The organism is Nocardia sp. NPDC004722, assembly GCF_053601505.1.
The window spans coordinates 22,945-36,841 of the sequence record NZ_JBSGBY010000013.1; the positions used below are offsets into that span (position 1 = coordinate 22,945).

Annotated in this window: 10 protein-coding genes and 1 pseudogene; 4 read left to right on the top strand and 7 right to left on the bottom strand. The window is 69.3% G+C overall.

Annotated elements, in window-relative coordinates:
* Positions 1-14: 14 nt before the first annotated feature.
* The 3 genes from ACWELQ_RS03290 to ACWELQ_RS03300 form a co-directional block, all read right to left on the bottom strand.
* Positions 15-2,903, bottom strand: a complete 2,889-nt coding sequence (locus ACWELQ_RS03290) for an acyltransferase domain-containing protein (RefSeq protein ID WP_452395401.1) — start codon at positions 2,901-2,903, stop codon at positions 15-17.
* A 141-nt stretch (positions 2,904-3,044) separates the two neighbouring features.
* Positions 3,045-3,209 carry a type II toxin-antitoxin system VapB family antitoxin gene (locus ACWELQ_RS03295; RefSeq protein ID WP_452395402.1) on the bottom strand — a complete coding sequence of 55 codons (165 nt, stop codon included), beginning with the start codon at positions 3,207-3,209 and terminating at the stop codon, positions 3,045-3,047.
* A gap of 142 nt (positions 3,210-3,351) precedes the next feature.
* Positions 3,352-4,326 carry an NAD(P)H-dependent flavin oxidoreductase gene (locus ACWELQ_RS03300; protein WP_452395403.1) on the bottom strand — a complete coding sequence of 325 codons (975 nt, stop codon included), beginning with the start codon at positions 4,324-4,326 and terminating at the stop codon, positions 3,352-3,354.
* Between the two features lie 283 nt (positions 4,327-4,609).
* Here ACWELQ_RS03300 and fadD5 point away from each other — a divergent pair, with 283 nt between their 5' ends.
* On the top strand, positions 4,610-6,175 hold the full coding sequence (gene fadD5, locus ACWELQ_RS03305) for a fatty-acid--CoA ligase FadD5 (RefSeq protein WP_452395404.1): 1,566 nt from the start codon (positions 4,610-4,612) through the stop codon (positions 6,173-6,175).
* Here fadD5 and ACWELQ_RS03310 read toward each other — a convergent pair.
* A complete protein-coding gene (locus ACWELQ_RS03310) occupies positions 6,172-8,625 on the bottom strand; it encodes a lysylphosphatidylglycerol synthase transmembrane domain-containing protein (RefSeq protein WP_452395405.1) in 2,454 nt (817 codons plus the stop codon). The genes fadD5 and ACWELQ_RS03310 overlap by 4 nt on opposite strands.
* Before the next feature lie 241 nt (positions 8,626-8,866).
* Between ACWELQ_RS03310 and ACWELQ_RS03315 the strand changes: the two genes are divergently transcribed.
* Positions 8,867-9,493 (top strand): GDSL-type esterase/lipase family protein, encoded by a 627-nt coding sequence (locus tag ACWELQ_RS03315; protein WP_452395406.1) that lies wholly within the window; start codon positions 8,867-8,869, stop codon positions 9,491-9,493.
* Here ACWELQ_RS03315 and ACWELQ_RS03320 read toward each other — a convergent pair.
* Positions 9,439-10,884 (bottom strand): threonine/serine ThrE exporter family protein, encoded by a 1,446-nt coding sequence (locus ACWELQ_RS03320; protein ID WP_452395407.1) that lies wholly within the window; start codon positions 10,882-10,884, stop codon positions 9,439-9,441. The genes ACWELQ_RS03315 and ACWELQ_RS03320 overlap by 55 nt on opposite strands.
* A gap of 259 nt (positions 10,885-11,143) precedes the next feature.
* On the opposite strand from ACWELQ_RS03320, the gene ACWELQ_RS03325 reads away from it, so the two are divergent.
* A complete protein-coding gene (locus tag ACWELQ_RS03325) occupies positions 11,144-12,061 on the top strand; it encodes a LysR family transcriptional regulator (RefSeq protein WP_452395408.1) in 918 nt (305 codons plus the stop codon).
* Here the strand turns inward: ACWELQ_RS03325 and ACWELQ_RS03330 are convergent.
* Positions 12,056-12,952 (bottom strand): NmrA family NAD(P)-binding protein, encoded by an 897-nt coding sequence (locus ACWELQ_RS03330; protein WP_452395409.1) that lies wholly within the window; start codon positions 12,950-12,952, stop codon positions 12,056-12,058. The two genes, ACWELQ_RS03325 and ACWELQ_RS03330, sit on opposite strands and share 6 nt — an antisense overlap.
* Positions 12,953-13,037: 85 nt before the next feature.
* Between ACWELQ_RS03330 and ACWELQ_RS03335 the strand changes: the two genes are divergently transcribed.
* Positions 13,038-13,457, top strand: coding sequence for a winged helix-turn-helix transcriptional regulator (locus ACWELQ_RS03335; protein ID WP_452395410.1), 420 nt, complete (start codon positions 13,038-13,040; stop codon positions 13,455-13,457).
* Positions 13,458-13,460: 3 nt separating this feature from the next.
* Here the strand turns inward: ACWELQ_RS03335 and ACWELQ_RS03340 are convergent.
* Positions 13,461-13,897: pseudogene (locus tag ACWELQ_RS03340) on the bottom strand (hypothetical protein); the annotation flags it as partial.

A 13,897-nucleotide genomic window follows, 5' to 3' on the forward strand; every position in this document is an offset into this window, starting at 1 on the left:
GGAGTCATCCTGCCCTAGGCCGCGGGCCCAACCTCCCAATCCACGCAGATGACGCGCCGATCCACCTGCGCCGCCGCCAGTTCCCGCACCTCTTCCGGCTCCCCGGCCCCGGGCACCGGGGTCAGCAGCACGGTGAAGTCCGTCGGATCGGCCGCGGTCAACTCCAGCAGGTTCGCCGCCGCCACCAGCCGCGTCTCCCCCGACGCGTGCACCACGCCGCGAATCGCCGCCCCGCACTCCCGAATATCCTGCAACGCCATCGCCAGATCCGTCCGATCCGCGCAATCGCACCGCATCACCACGATCCGATCCTCCATCCCCGCCAGCCCCACCGGCAGCGGCCGCGGCGACCGCGTCAGCACCACCACATCCCGCGCCCCGGCCTCCAACAGCCACCGCACCGCCGCCTCGCCCTGCGGCCCCAGTCCACCGGCCACCACATACGCTCCCTCGGCCCGGATCTCGACGGCCGGGAACGCCGGAACCACCTGCGCCGCACCGTATCCGGCCGGCGGCCAACGCTGCCCGTCCCCGGCGTCGCCTCGGCGCCACTGCCGTTGCGGCGGTGCGGCCAGGTGAGGGCCGAGCGCCGTCCAATCCACGGACCGGCCCTCCAGATACCACTCCGCAATGGTGCGCAGCAGGCTCTCCGCCTCGTCGTCCCGGGCCAGCGTGGCGCGCACGCCGTTCCGGAACGGTGCGCGCTCGCGGAGGCCGGGCGTGAGCACCGGATAGGGACCCACCTCCAGTACCGACGTAATCCCTTCGGCGGCAGCGATCTCCAATGCCGCGGCCAACTCGACACCGCATGACGCATTGTCGGCCCAGTAGTCGGCAGTCAGCCGCGCCTGCTGGGTGGGCGTGGAACCCACCCGGGTGGACCGGCCGGTGGAGTCGTCGGCCGGTAGCGGGCTGCCCGGTGGGCGTAGCACCCGGCTGCGCAGGGTTGTCGAATACAGCGGGCGCGACGGCGGGACCGGTGCCAAATCCGTGAGCTCGGCACGCAATTCGTCGGCGCGGCCGCGAATCGCGGGAAGATGTGCGGCGGCGGGCACGGCGTCGTCGGAGACACGCTGGGCGAAGATCGCGCGGCGATGGGCTCGGCGTATCAATGCCTCGATATAGCGTGGCGTACCGGCGACGGTGATCGTGGTCGGGCCGTCCACCGTGGCGATGGCGACTTCGGCGCGCATGGGATCGACCAGCCGGGCGACTTCCGCCGGGGTCGCCTCCAGCACGGCGACGGCCCCGCCGCCTCCGGCCCGCTCGAGCAGCCGCGCCCGCGCCACCGCGACCCGGGCTCCGTCGTCCAACGACAGCGCACCACAGGCCACGGCCGCGGCGACCTCCCCGGCCCCGTGCCCCGCCACCGCGTCCGCGTGAATTCCCCAGGACTCGAGCAACTCCGCCAGCGCCACCTGGAACACGAACAGCGCCACCTGCTCGAAGACGACTCGACCGCCACCGGTCTCGCCATTCACCGCCGTCGCGGGTGTCGCCGTGCCGCGGTCGGACGGCAGGGCCGCACCACGGGTGTATCGCGCTGCCGCCTCCGGGCTGATCGGTGCCGCCCCATCGCGCTCGGCGGGTTGTGCCTGCGCGCCTTGCTTGTCGTCGGCGCTGTCCGCGGTGCTGCCGCCGAGGTGCGGGCCGCCGCTCGGTGTCGTCGAGGTGTCGTGGTCCGTATCCGGATCTGCCGTAGATGGTTGGGCGCCAACGATAGTCATCGAGCATCCGGTGTTGGGGCCGGTGGTCCGAGGGGCGCGCTGGAATCCGTGCCGGGGTGTCCAGACTCGCGGGCCGCCCGCCGCGGCGACCGCGTCCGCAGCGGTTGTCAGGGTGGTCGCGAAGATCGGGTAGCGGGCCGCGAGCCGGCGGCCCATGCGGGGATGGAAACCGCTGCCGGGGAACAGGAAGAGGGTGTCGCCGACCTGGTTGACGCGGGCCGGGGTGAAGACGCCGTTCGGCCCCGGCAGGGGGACCGCCGTGGTCAGGGTGGCGGCGGCGGGCGGCTTCGAGGCGATGCGGCGGGCCAGGGTGCGCAAGCGGTCCGCGGCTTCGGCGGGGTCGCGGGCGAGGATGGCGGCCCGGGTGTCTTCGGGGATGAGTCGTGCGGTGGCGGAGGCGAATTCGCGCAGGGAGCGGTAGGAGCCGACGGCGACCGCCCAACGCAGGGCGAGGGCGTGGACGGTGGCGGGGTCGGGGCCGGTGATGGGGACGAGCACGGGGGGTTCCTCGCCGCGTTCGTGATATCCGGGTGGACCGGCCGGTTCGTCCAGGGTGATGTGGGCGTCGAGGCTTTCGGCTTCGGGGAAACCGAGAACGGGGGCGCCGATCTCGGCGTAGCGGCGGGTTCCGGTGCGGAGCGCGTCGGTGGTGCGCTGCAGGACGAGGACCGTGCAGATGCCGCCGCGCGGGCCGATGTCCTCGTCGGCGGCACCGCCCCCACTGCGGGGCAAGGGGATTCGTAGGTCCGAAATGTCGGGTAGCAGGGTGAGGTCCACGCCGCCCGCGAGCACGAAGGGTACCGACTCGTCGGCCAGCAGGCGCACGCCCATGTCGACGGCCACCAGGGGTGAGGCGCGCTGGCTGTCGACGGTCAGGCTGGGGCCGCGGAGGTCCAGGGCCCTGGACAGGTGATGGGCGGAATTGGTGCCGCCGATCGCGCCGAAGACCACGGCCGCGTTGGACGCCGGTGCCAGGCAACCCAATCCGGAGTCGTCGAGGGCCTCCACGGCGACTTCCAGATTGGTGCGCTGGCGTGGGGTGAGACCGGCGGCCGCGAGGCGGTCCAGGCCGAACCACTCGTGGTCGAAGTCCGTACCTGTCGCCCGGCAGCCGACACCGACGATCGACACCCTGGGAAACGGGGTGGGATCGGTCGATGCTCTGCTGTGCTCCACAGGAATGTCCTCCCGTGTCCGCGCGCTGTCGGCCGCCGAGGTACCACCCGCGATTCTGCCAAGATTTCGGCGCGCCCAGAAGGGCTTTCACGCAGGTACGTCCCATACCCGCCGGGGCTGGGAGATCAGGGCTGCCGTGCCCTAGGCCGACCGCGCCGGAAAGGGGTGGTCGAAATCCTCGGCCGCGGCGTGCGCGCTGAAGAATCTCAGCGCTAGGTTCACCGCGTCCTGTTCGGTGTACACACCCGAGATGGCCATGGCTCGGCGCAGCGCGTCGTCGTCGAGATAGATTCGAGTGATTGCCATTTCAGGCACCTCCGCCATCCGTCGTGTACTGAAAGCATGACGGATGCGGCGGTCATCGATAGCAGAAATGGCAAGAGCCCTTGGCATGATTGCCAAGGGCCCATTGCCGTAATTGTCTGGGACGTACCGACTTTCGCCGGAATTATCCGATCATGCCCGCGAGCCGCTGCCCGATCAGCGCCTCGGCTTCGGACACCATCCGCGAGACCAGCTCCGCGCAGGTCGGGATGTCGTCGATGAGGCCCTGCACCTGACCGGCCGACCAGATGCCCGCGTCCAGATCGCCCTCTTCGAAGACGCGGCGGCCGCGCGCACCGGCGACCAGATCCTTCACGTCCTCGAACTTGCCGCCCGCCTTTTCGATTTCGACGACCTTGCGGCTGATTTCGTTGTCGGCCACGCGCGCGGTGTTGTGCATGGTGCGGAAAATCAGCTGGGTGGCGCGCTCGGAATTCGCGACGATCTGCTCCTTGACCGTCTGGTGAATCGCCGACTCCTGGGTGCACATGAAGCGGGTGCCCATGTTCACGCCGTCCGCGCCCAGCGCCAGCGCCGCGACCAGGCCGCGCGCGTCGGCGATGCCGCCGGAGGCGATGACCGGGATGTCGAGGGCCTTGGTGGCGGCCGGAATCAGGATCAGGCCCGGCACGTCGTCCTCGCCCGGGTGGCCCGCGCATTCGAAGCCGTCGATGGACACGCCGTCCACGCCGATCTTCTGCGCCTTGAGCGCGTGCCGCACGCTGGTGCACTTGTGCAGCACCTTGATGCCCGCCTCCTTGTAATAAGGAAGGAAGGGCTCGGGATTGGACCCGGCGGTCTCCACGATCTTCACGCCGGACTCGATGATCGCCTTGACGTAGTCCTGGTACGGCGGCGGGTTGATCGACGGCAGGATGGTGACGTTCACGCCGATCGGCTTGTCGGTCAGCTCCCGCGCGCGCTCGATCTCGCGCAGCAGGTCATCCGGGGTGGGCTGGGTGAGCGCGGTGATGATGCCGAGACCGCCGGCCTCGGAGACCGCCGCGGCGAGCTCGGCCCGGCCGACCCACATCATGCCGCCCTGGACGATCGGGTGCTCGACGCCGAAGGTCTCGGTGAACTTGGTCTTCAGTGCCATGGGGGCTGTCCTCTCCCTGCCTCTCGTGACTGCCCTGATACTCGCATAGTTGCATATGGGGCGACAACCCCGATGTGAGCCACAGTTTGCTGTTCCGGTGACGTATTTCAGCCGTTCCTGTGGATAAGTGGTAACCGGGCGGAGTCTCCCCTACCTCACTATTTGGGCTCTGAACTGCCGATTGATGCGGTGAGAACTTTTCAATGAAACCTTCTCTGTAACCCTTGTCACGTCAGAAAGTTAGCGGGTATTCTCACGCTCGACCAGCGTGAAAGGACACCGCATGACCTTCCAGCCGCTCGACGAGCCGATTCGGTCGCGTCGCAATCACTGGGTGAACCAGATCGCGACGCACGCGGCCATGCGGCCCGGCCACGTCGCCTTCCGGTACAAGGGCGTGGACACCACCTGGAAGCAGCTTCACGAACGGTCGGAGAAGTTCGCCGACGCGCTGTCCCGTCGAGGGGTCGGGTTCGGCGATCGGGTGCTCATCCTGGCGCTCAACTACACCGAGTACATCGAGGCGGTCATGGGCATCAACGCCCTCGGCGCCATCGCGGTGCCGGTGAACTTCCGGCTCACCCCGCCCGAGGTCGCCTACATCGTGGCGGACTCGGGCGCCAAGGCGATCGTCACCGATGCGGTGCTGCGGCCGCTGGCCGTGGGAGTGGCCGGACAGGCCGTTGGTCTCGACACCGTCGTCGTGATCAACGGGCGGACCGAGGACGGTGTGCTCGGCTACGACGACGCGCTCGCCGAGGCGGGCGAACCCCATGCGCCGCTGGACATTCCGGAGGACACTCCGAGCCTGATCATGTACACCTCGGGCACCACCGGCACTCCCAAGGGCGCGGTGCTGACCCACGCGAACATGAATTCGCAAGCGCTGACCTGCATCCGGGCGCTCAATGTCACGGTGGACTCGGTCGGCTTCTGCACCTCGCCGCTGTTCCACATCGCCGGACTGGGCAGCCTCACCCCGGCCTTCCTGCTGGGCAGCAAGACCGTGCTGCATCCGCTGGGCGCGTTCAACGCCACCGAGTTCCTCGACGCCGTCGAGGCCGAGCAGGCCACCACCGCGTTCTGCGTGCCCGCGCAGTGGCAGCTCATCTGCGAGGAGCCGACGGTCAAACAGCGCAAGCTGGCGTTGAAGGGACTGTCGTGGGGTGCGGCCCCGGCCTCGGACAGCGTGCTGCGCGCCATGGCCGACTGCTTCCCGGACGCCTTCAATGTCGCGGTGTTCGGGCAGACCGAGATGTCGCCCATCACCTGCGTGCTCGACGGCGAGGACGCGCTGCGCAAACTCGGCTCGGTCGGGCGGCCCATCCCCACCATCCAGGCCCGCGTGGTCGACGACGAGATGAACGATGTCGCGCCCGGTGAGATCGGTGAGATCGTCTATCGCGGACCGACTCTCATGCAGGGCTACTGGAACAAGCCCGAGGCCACCGCGGAAGCCTTCCACGGCGGCTGGTTCCACTCCGGCGACCTGGTCCGCCAGGACGAGGAGGGCTTCGTCTACGTGGTGGACCGCAAGAAGGACATGATCATCTCCGGCGGCGAGAACATCTACTGCGCCGAGATCGAGAACGTGCTCTTCGCCCACCCCAAGATCCACGAGGCGGCCGTCGTCGGGCGCAAGCACGAGAAGTGGGGCGAGGTGCCGGTCGCCGTGGTGGCGCTGATGCCCGGTGTGGACGATCTGACTCTCGAAGAGCTGGAACCGTTCCTCAACGAGTCACTGGCCCGCTACAAGCATCCCAAGCAGCTGGTGATCGTCGCCGAGTTGCCCCGCAATGCCAGTGGCAAGGTCGTGAAGGTCGAACTGCGCAAGGAGTATTCGGCCTAGATCATGTCTTTTCTGGTCAGCCAGCGCATGATCGGCCAGCCGCAGAACACGGGCAGCCAGCAGGTCAGCACGCGGTAGAGCAGGACGGCGGGGACGGCGATCCCCGCCTCGACTCCGAAGGCGGCCAGACCACCGATGAGGGCGGCTTCGACAGCGCCCACACCGCCCGGTGTCGGGGCGGCCGAGGCCAGCGTGCCGCCGACCATGGTGACGATGGTGACGGTCACGAAAGTGGTGGCGCCGCCGAAGGCTTCGATGCTCGCCCACAGCGCCAGCGCCATGCCCAGGGTGGTGGTGGCGCAACCGCCGACGATCATGGCCAGGCGGCCGGGGCGGCGGCCCAGATCCTTCAACTGGTCGAGCACCTCCGCCAGCTGCGGGCGCACCTCGTGCAGCAGCCAGCGGCGGATCTTGGGAATGAACATGGTCGCGCCGAGCAGACCCAGCAGCGCGCCCGCCACGAAATACAGCACGGTCGCGCTGGGCACGAAGTGCGACAGGTTGGTCGAAACCCCCGCCGCCGCACCGAAGATCAGCAGCAGCACCAGGTGCGTGACCACCTGCACGGTCTGCTGCAAGGCCACCGCGGCGGTGGCGCGCACCGCGCCCAGCCCGCCCTTCTGCAGGAAGCGCACGCTCAAGGCCAGACCGCCGACGCCCGCCGGGGTGGTGGTGGCGGCGAAGGTGTTGGCGATCTGCATGAGCAGCAGGTTGCGGAACTTCACGGCCTCGGAAGCGCACGCCCACAACGCCATTGCCGCGCCGACGTAGGTGAGCGCCGAGACCGCCAGGCCCAGCGCCGCCCACCCCCAGTGCAGATTGTGCAGTTCGGTGAAGAAGGTGGGCACCTGGCTGATGTACGGGTAGGCCACGTAGACCAGGCCGATGAGCAGCACCAGCTGCACGATCTGATTGCGCGAGAAGCGGGTCACCTGCGCGGCCGCGATCTTGTCCTGCCCGGTCTGCTCGGCCACCTCGGCACGCAGATCCTTCATCAGCGCGCCCGCCTCCGGCACCGCCTTGCGCAGGTGCGCGGGCATGGCGGTCTTGGTGAGCCGGGTCGAGGCGTCCAGCACCGCCTGCTTGTCGAGCACCTCCAGGGCGGTGCGCACCGCCGGTTCGGGGCCGAAGAGGGCGGACGAACTCAGCAGCAGTTGCGCCACGTCGGAGTCGAAACGCACCTTGTACGCACCGAATTCGGACTGCACGAAGCCTTCGAAGAGCACCGTGTCGTCGTCGAGCACGCGAATCTCGTCGGTGCGCAGATCTCCGTGCGAGATCTGCGCCTGATGCATGCTGTTGAGCGCGCGCCAGGCGCTGGCCAGCGTCTTCTCCCCGTCGGAGGCGGCCAGCGGACGGCCCTGGGGGACGGTGTGCGCGTACATCATCCAGCTGCGGTCCAGCGCGGCGACGGTGAGCGGCTTGTTGCTGGCCAGCCCGAGATCCGCGATGGCGAAACCCATCAGCGCGCGATGCTCGACCGCGCGCCGCATGGAGGCGAAGGAGGCCGGGTACTCGCCGCTGCGAATGGTCAGCCAGCGCTTGAGCTGCTGCAGCATGCCGCGGCTGCGCTGGTTCGCGCCGTAGAGCTCGATGATCAATTCATTGTCGGGCGACGGGGATTCGCTGCCGGGGGCGGCGACCGGTGCGAGCGTGGCCGGGGTGGCCGCCGCGTTCTGCTCCGGTTGCGGGATCGCGCTCGCCGAGAGCACCAGCGGTCCGCGCGCGGCCGGGCGCAGCACCTTGAAGGCGGTCACCCGGAAGCCGCGCCGGGCCAGCACCCGCACGGCCGCGTCCAGCGGCACCTCCAGCGCGGGCGTGCCGACCACCAGCACGATCACCGCGCCCACCAGCCAGCCCACCACCAGCCCGAGGGCGGCGCGCGCGGGCACCACCAGCGAGACGAACAGGTGGATCGGCACGAAGGCCAGCAGCAGCGTCCACCACCAGCGCCGCCAGCGGGTGGGCAGCCACGGGCTGGCCACCGTGAGCACCGCCGCCAGCATGGCGATCCAGCGCGGATCGTCGAGGAACTGCGACAGGAAGGTATTGACCTGCTGCGGTTCCGACAGATGCCAGCGCGGCGCGGTGAAACCGGTGCCGGTGATCGAGAACAGGGCCAGCGCGATCAGGCCCGCGGAGAGGAACCCCGCCAAGAGCTTCCACTGCCGGCGCAGTACCAGCCGGACCAGGATGGCGAAGGGCAGCGCCAGAATCGCGATGCCGTAGACGATGTAGACCAGGTTGGACTGTTCGGGGGTCAGGAAGCCCACGATGCCGGAGACCGATCGCTCCAGCTGTTCCCACTGCGGCCGGGTGATCAGCGACCCGGCGATGACGATGGCCACGGCCAACGCGGACAGCACGACGCGCAGAATGTCACTGGTCCGGCGGATCCGCGGCTGCAGCAGGCTGCCGGAGACGGGAATCTCCCGCCCGTCGACTCGCATGTCCTATTCGCGCTTTCGGATCGTGGGAACGGCTGCGGTCCCATGGTCGGCTCGGTGTGAGTATGCGGCAGGCGGCCTCTTCCGAGGTCACCCAACACGCCGGTAACCGTAACAGTGTTCGATCCGGTGCCCGCTCGGCACAGTCCGTAATGAACGGTTCCACCGAGCCCGCGAACTACCTGTTATTCCGGCTTAATGGCAGTCTTCGATGGATTGCGAAGGGGCGTGCGAGGATCGGTGCGTGGTGCTCGATCTACGTGTCTGTTTCATCGGTGAGTCCTTCGTCGCGGGGGTCGGTGATCAGAAATGCCTGGGCTGGGCGGGTCGGCTGGCCGCCCGAGCCATCGCGGCGGGGCAGCCGCTGACCTACTACAACCTCGGCATCCGGCGGGAGAACAGCACCGAGCTGGCGGCGCGCTGGGAGGCCGAATGCGCGCTGCGGCTACCGGCGGGCTCGGACTGCCGGGTGGTGATCTCCACCGGCGTCAACGACACCCAGTTCGAGGACGGCCGCCCGCGCGTCGAGCTCGAGGACTCGGTGCGCAATCTGGCCGCCATCCTGCGCGCGGCGCGGGAAAGGGGTTGGCAGACAATGGTGGTCGCGCCGCCGCCCAATGTCGACGATGCGCACAATGCCCGGATTCTGGCGCTGGACACCCGCTACGCCGACCTCTGCGAGGAGGTCAAGGTGCCGTATCTGCGGACGCATCATCCGTTGCGCGAGAACCCGGTCTGGATGCGGGAGGTCACCGCGGGCGACGGATATCACCCGGGCGCGCCCGGCTACGACGAGTTCGCGGCCCTGCTCGCCCCTCACTGGCTGCTCTGGCTCGCCGATCCCGGCTCGGAACTGCCTGTCGTGCGCTGATTCTCGACCGCGTGCCTGCCGGTGTCGGGGCCCAGCCAGTCCTCGACCATGTTCTCCAGCCGCGGCCGCCGTGTCGAGGACACCAGTCCGGATCCGACCAGCACGCCCATGGCGATGGCCAGAATGGTGAGCACCGCGTTCACGATCACGTGCAGGCCGTTGGGGTCGTTCTTGGTGACCAGTTCCGAGACCCCGGTCAATCCCATCCCGCCGGGCACCAGCATCCAGAACGCGGGCAGGAACACCACCTGGGTCGGCGGGGCGTCCTTGCTGCGCTGCACCAGGTAGGCGACCGGCACCGCGATCATGCCGCCGAGGAACGAACCGAGCAGTCCGCCGCCGTGCAGCTGCTGGCCCAGTTGCTGCCCGCAGAACGCCGCGTACAGCACGATCAGCAGCCAGCCCAGCGACTTCTTCGGCGCGCTGGCCCGCCAGCTGTGGCCCAGTCCGATCAGCAGCACCCCGAGTACCGGTGTCCACCAGCCCAATCCGCCGCCGTGCGCCGGTTTCACCGCCGGCAGGGTGCCCAGCAGCTGTAGGCCGATGAGGATGCCGAAGGCCAGCAGCAGCAGTTTGTTGAAGCCGTAGATGGTGCGGCTGGCCCCGGCGACCATATTGCCGGTGGCCAGCTCGATGGAGCCGTTGGTCAGCGCCGCGCCGGGCAGCAGGCTCGACACCGACGGGATGAGCAGCTGTGACGGATTGCCGCCGCCGAGCGCATTGGGAAACCCGAAGGACAGCAACGTGACCACCGCCCCGGCGACCACGGGCAGCCCGGTCGACAGCAGCCGGAACCGGTCGGCCGCCATGAGCAGCAGCTGAACCACCAGGCCCAGCACCAGATAGCCGAGCAGCGCGTTCGAGGTGGGATTGAGCATCAGGCCCAGGCCCACGGTCAGCACCACATTGCCCAGCAGCAGCCGCCAGACGGGGGTGGGCTGCGGCGAGGTGAGGATGCGCGCCAGTGCCGCGGTGGCCTGGGCGGGCGGCGGGACGTGGGTCTTGATGTCGTCGATGAGCCGGTAGAGCGCGGCGATCTGATCCAGGCGCAGCGTGTCGGAGTCGGCCTCGAGCAGGTCGACGGCCGAACCGCGCGAATCCTGTACGCGCACGAACACTCCCGTGGGCAGCACGAAGAAGTGCACCTCGTCGACGTCGTAGCGGCGGGCCAGATCGTCGAGGATGTCCTGTACCCGATTGGTGGTCTCGCCGGAGCGGATGAGCGCGACGCCGAGGTGCCGCAGCAGATCCAGCAGGTCCTGCGGGACGGGCGGCTCGACGGGTTCGGGCGCTTCGTCGGGCGGTGCGGCGGTGTCGGCACCGACCCGCCGCAGCCAGCGGTCCATGGATCCCGCGGCCTTGCGGGTCGCCCCGTAGAGGCCGCGGGTCATGGGACCGCGCCCCGACTGGGCGCGTCGATGCTGTGGCAAGTGCCGCTCGCTCGTACCGATCGCCTCCGTACTCGATGGCGTCCCACCCGAATTCGAGGGACGCGCCTTCCGGTCTACTGATCAGGCAATCTTCTAGCAATTGAATCTAGCGTGAGATGGCCGACAACCCGGCCCGGAACCGCCGATAGCATCCGCCTCATATCCCGTCTTCCAAGGCTTGGGGTATGCCTACCGGTTGCCCTGTTCCTAACCTGGTGGCATGGATATCGACACGCGACTGCTGCGTTACTTCCTGGCAGTCGCGGATGCGGAGAACCTGCCGCGGGCGGCGCAGCGACTGCATGTCGCGCAGCCCGCGCTGGCGACCCAGATCAAGCAGCTCGAACAGCAGCTGGGCGTGGAGCTGTTCATCCGGTCCCGCGCGGGCTGGACGCTGACCGCCGCGGGCAAGGTTCTCGCCGAACAGATCCCGCCGCTGCTGGCGTCCTGGGATCGGATACTGCGCGACACCAAGAGCGACGCCAGCCGCGCCTCCCGGGTGCTGCGGCTGGGCTGCGTGAACAGCGCCGCCGACAGCCACATCCCGGAGATCATCCAGGTCTTCCACCGGCTGCACCCGGACTGGCAGGTCGACATCCACACCGGCGGTTGGACCGACCCGAGCGCCGGCCTGGACGAGGGCGATGTGGATGTGGCCCTGTTGCGGCTGCCGTTTCCGGGGCAGGAGGACTATCACGTGCGCGAGCTGTTCGCCGAGCCGCGCTGGATCGCGCTGCCGCACGATCACCCGCTGGCCGCCCGCGACGACCTCGCCTTCCGGGAACTGTGGGACGAACCGTACGTCGCCTCACCCGCGGAAACCGGTTGGTGGCGCGACTATTGGATGGGGCTGGACGCCCGGCCCGCCGACACCGCCATCATCGGTGCCATCGCCCGCAGCACCGAGGAATGGCTGCGCGCCATCGCCAACGGTTTCGGTGTCAGCTTCACCCCCGCCTCCACCGCCCGCACCGCCTACCCGGGCGTGGTGTTCCGGCCGGTGCGCGGCATCGGGCCGACCCGGGTGGCGGTGGTGTGGCCGGACGCCTCCGAGGCGGATCCGGTGCTGCGGTACTTCATTCGCTGCTGCTCCGACATCATGGGCCAGCACGGGGCCGACGGCCGCCGCACCTCATGAGCGGGTGAGCGCGGCGGCCGAGTGAGCGAGGGCGGCGGCGAGCTCCGCGCGCATCGGGCGCGGGGCGTCCGCCAGCAGGGCGGGCAGATCGCTGCTCGTGGCGTGCAGGAAGCCCGCCTTGAGGTTGGCGAACAGCGAGACGCTGTGGCGGGCCCGGTACGGCTCCAGGTCGCTGCCGAGCAGGCCCGCCCGCAGATCGGTGAGCGGGACATCGCGGAATTGCACCGGGCGGCCGAGGGTTTCGCTCAGCAGCGCGGCGATCTCCGGGCCGTCGACCGAGCCCACACCCTCCAGCTCGTAGGTGCGACCGGCGTGTGCGCTGGGCGTCCCCGCCCGCAGGTCCCGGTCGACCTCCGCGGCCACCCGGATCGCGACCTGCGCCAGATCGTGCCGCGACACCCCCGAGATCCGGCCGGTGCCGAACGGGGCGGCGAAAACACCGGTGGCGGCGGCGGATTCGACCGCGTCGGCGGCCAGCCCGACGGTGAGTTCGCTGTAGAAGCCGTTGCGCAGCACCGTGACTTCGAAAGGCGCCTCGGCCAAACGCTTCTCGGTCCACAGATGGGGGACGGCGATGGAGGTGTGCGACGCCGACGCGGACAGGCTGGTGTAGATCACGTGCCGCACCCTCGCGGCCGTCGCGGCGTCGATCAGTGCGCCGTGGCGGGCGGTCACCACATCGTCCTCGGCGTACCCGGCGGAAATGAACACCAGCACGTCCACCCCGCGCAGGCCGTCGGCGAGCGTGGCGGGATCGTCGAAGTCGAGGCGGCGGACGGTGTCGCCGTCACCGGAACTGCTGCCCGCGAGCACCTCCAGCTCCGGCCGGGCCCGCAGCCCGTCCAGCACCAGTCCGCCCAGAGCGCCCGAGACACCGGTTACCAGGATCATTTTCGCTACTCCTCGTGTTGAGCACGTTGTGGATTTCGACACGACCGAGCCTGCGGGAACCGCCACGACCTGGGAAGAAGGCACTTTGCCGTCAGTCACGAACACCGCTGATACCGACCAGGTCGCGCAGCTGATTCCCGAAGGGCCGTGTGGGGATGACAACTGCGGCATCCGCGACACCGTCGATCGGCTCGGCGACAAGTGGACGATCCTGGTGCTGGTGGAACTGAGCAAGGGCGTGCGCCGGTTCGGGGAGCTGCAACGCGCGGTGCCCGGCATCTCGCAGCGCATGCTGACGCTCACCACCAAACGGCTGTGGCGGGACGGATTCCTGGAGCGCACCGCCTATCCGACGATTCCGCCGCAGGTGGACTACCGGCTCACCGAGGCGGGTGAGCAGCTGGCGCAGGTCGCGTTCTACCTGGCCGACTGGTCGCGCGCGCATATGGCGGGGGTGGCCGCCGCCCGGCTCCGCTGGGACGCCGAGCACGGCGGCCTGGACTGAGGCTCAGTCTCTTTCGAGCCGTGAGCCCTCCTCCAGCACCGCCATCGCGGCATTGTGGCCGCCGATGCCGCTGACCCCGCCGCCGCGCACCGCGCCCGCGCCGCACAGCAGGATATTGGCGTGCCCGCTCGCCACGCCCCAGCGCGCCGCCGGGCTGTCATCGGCGGCCTCGCGATAGGGAAATGCCAAGTCCCCGTGGAAGATATGACCGCCGGGCAGGAAGATCTCGCGCTCCAGCTCGAGCGGCGTCCGGGCTTCCACGCACGGATTGCCCTCACCGTCCAAGGCCAGGCAGTCGTGAATGGATTCGGCCAGCACCGAATCCAGTTGCGCCAGCGTGGCATCCAGCAGCAGCGCCGCGGCGGGCCACAGCAGCCCGATCGCCGCGATCACGTCGAAGGCGACGAAACCGACGACGGACTGCATGCTTTCGCGGCGTG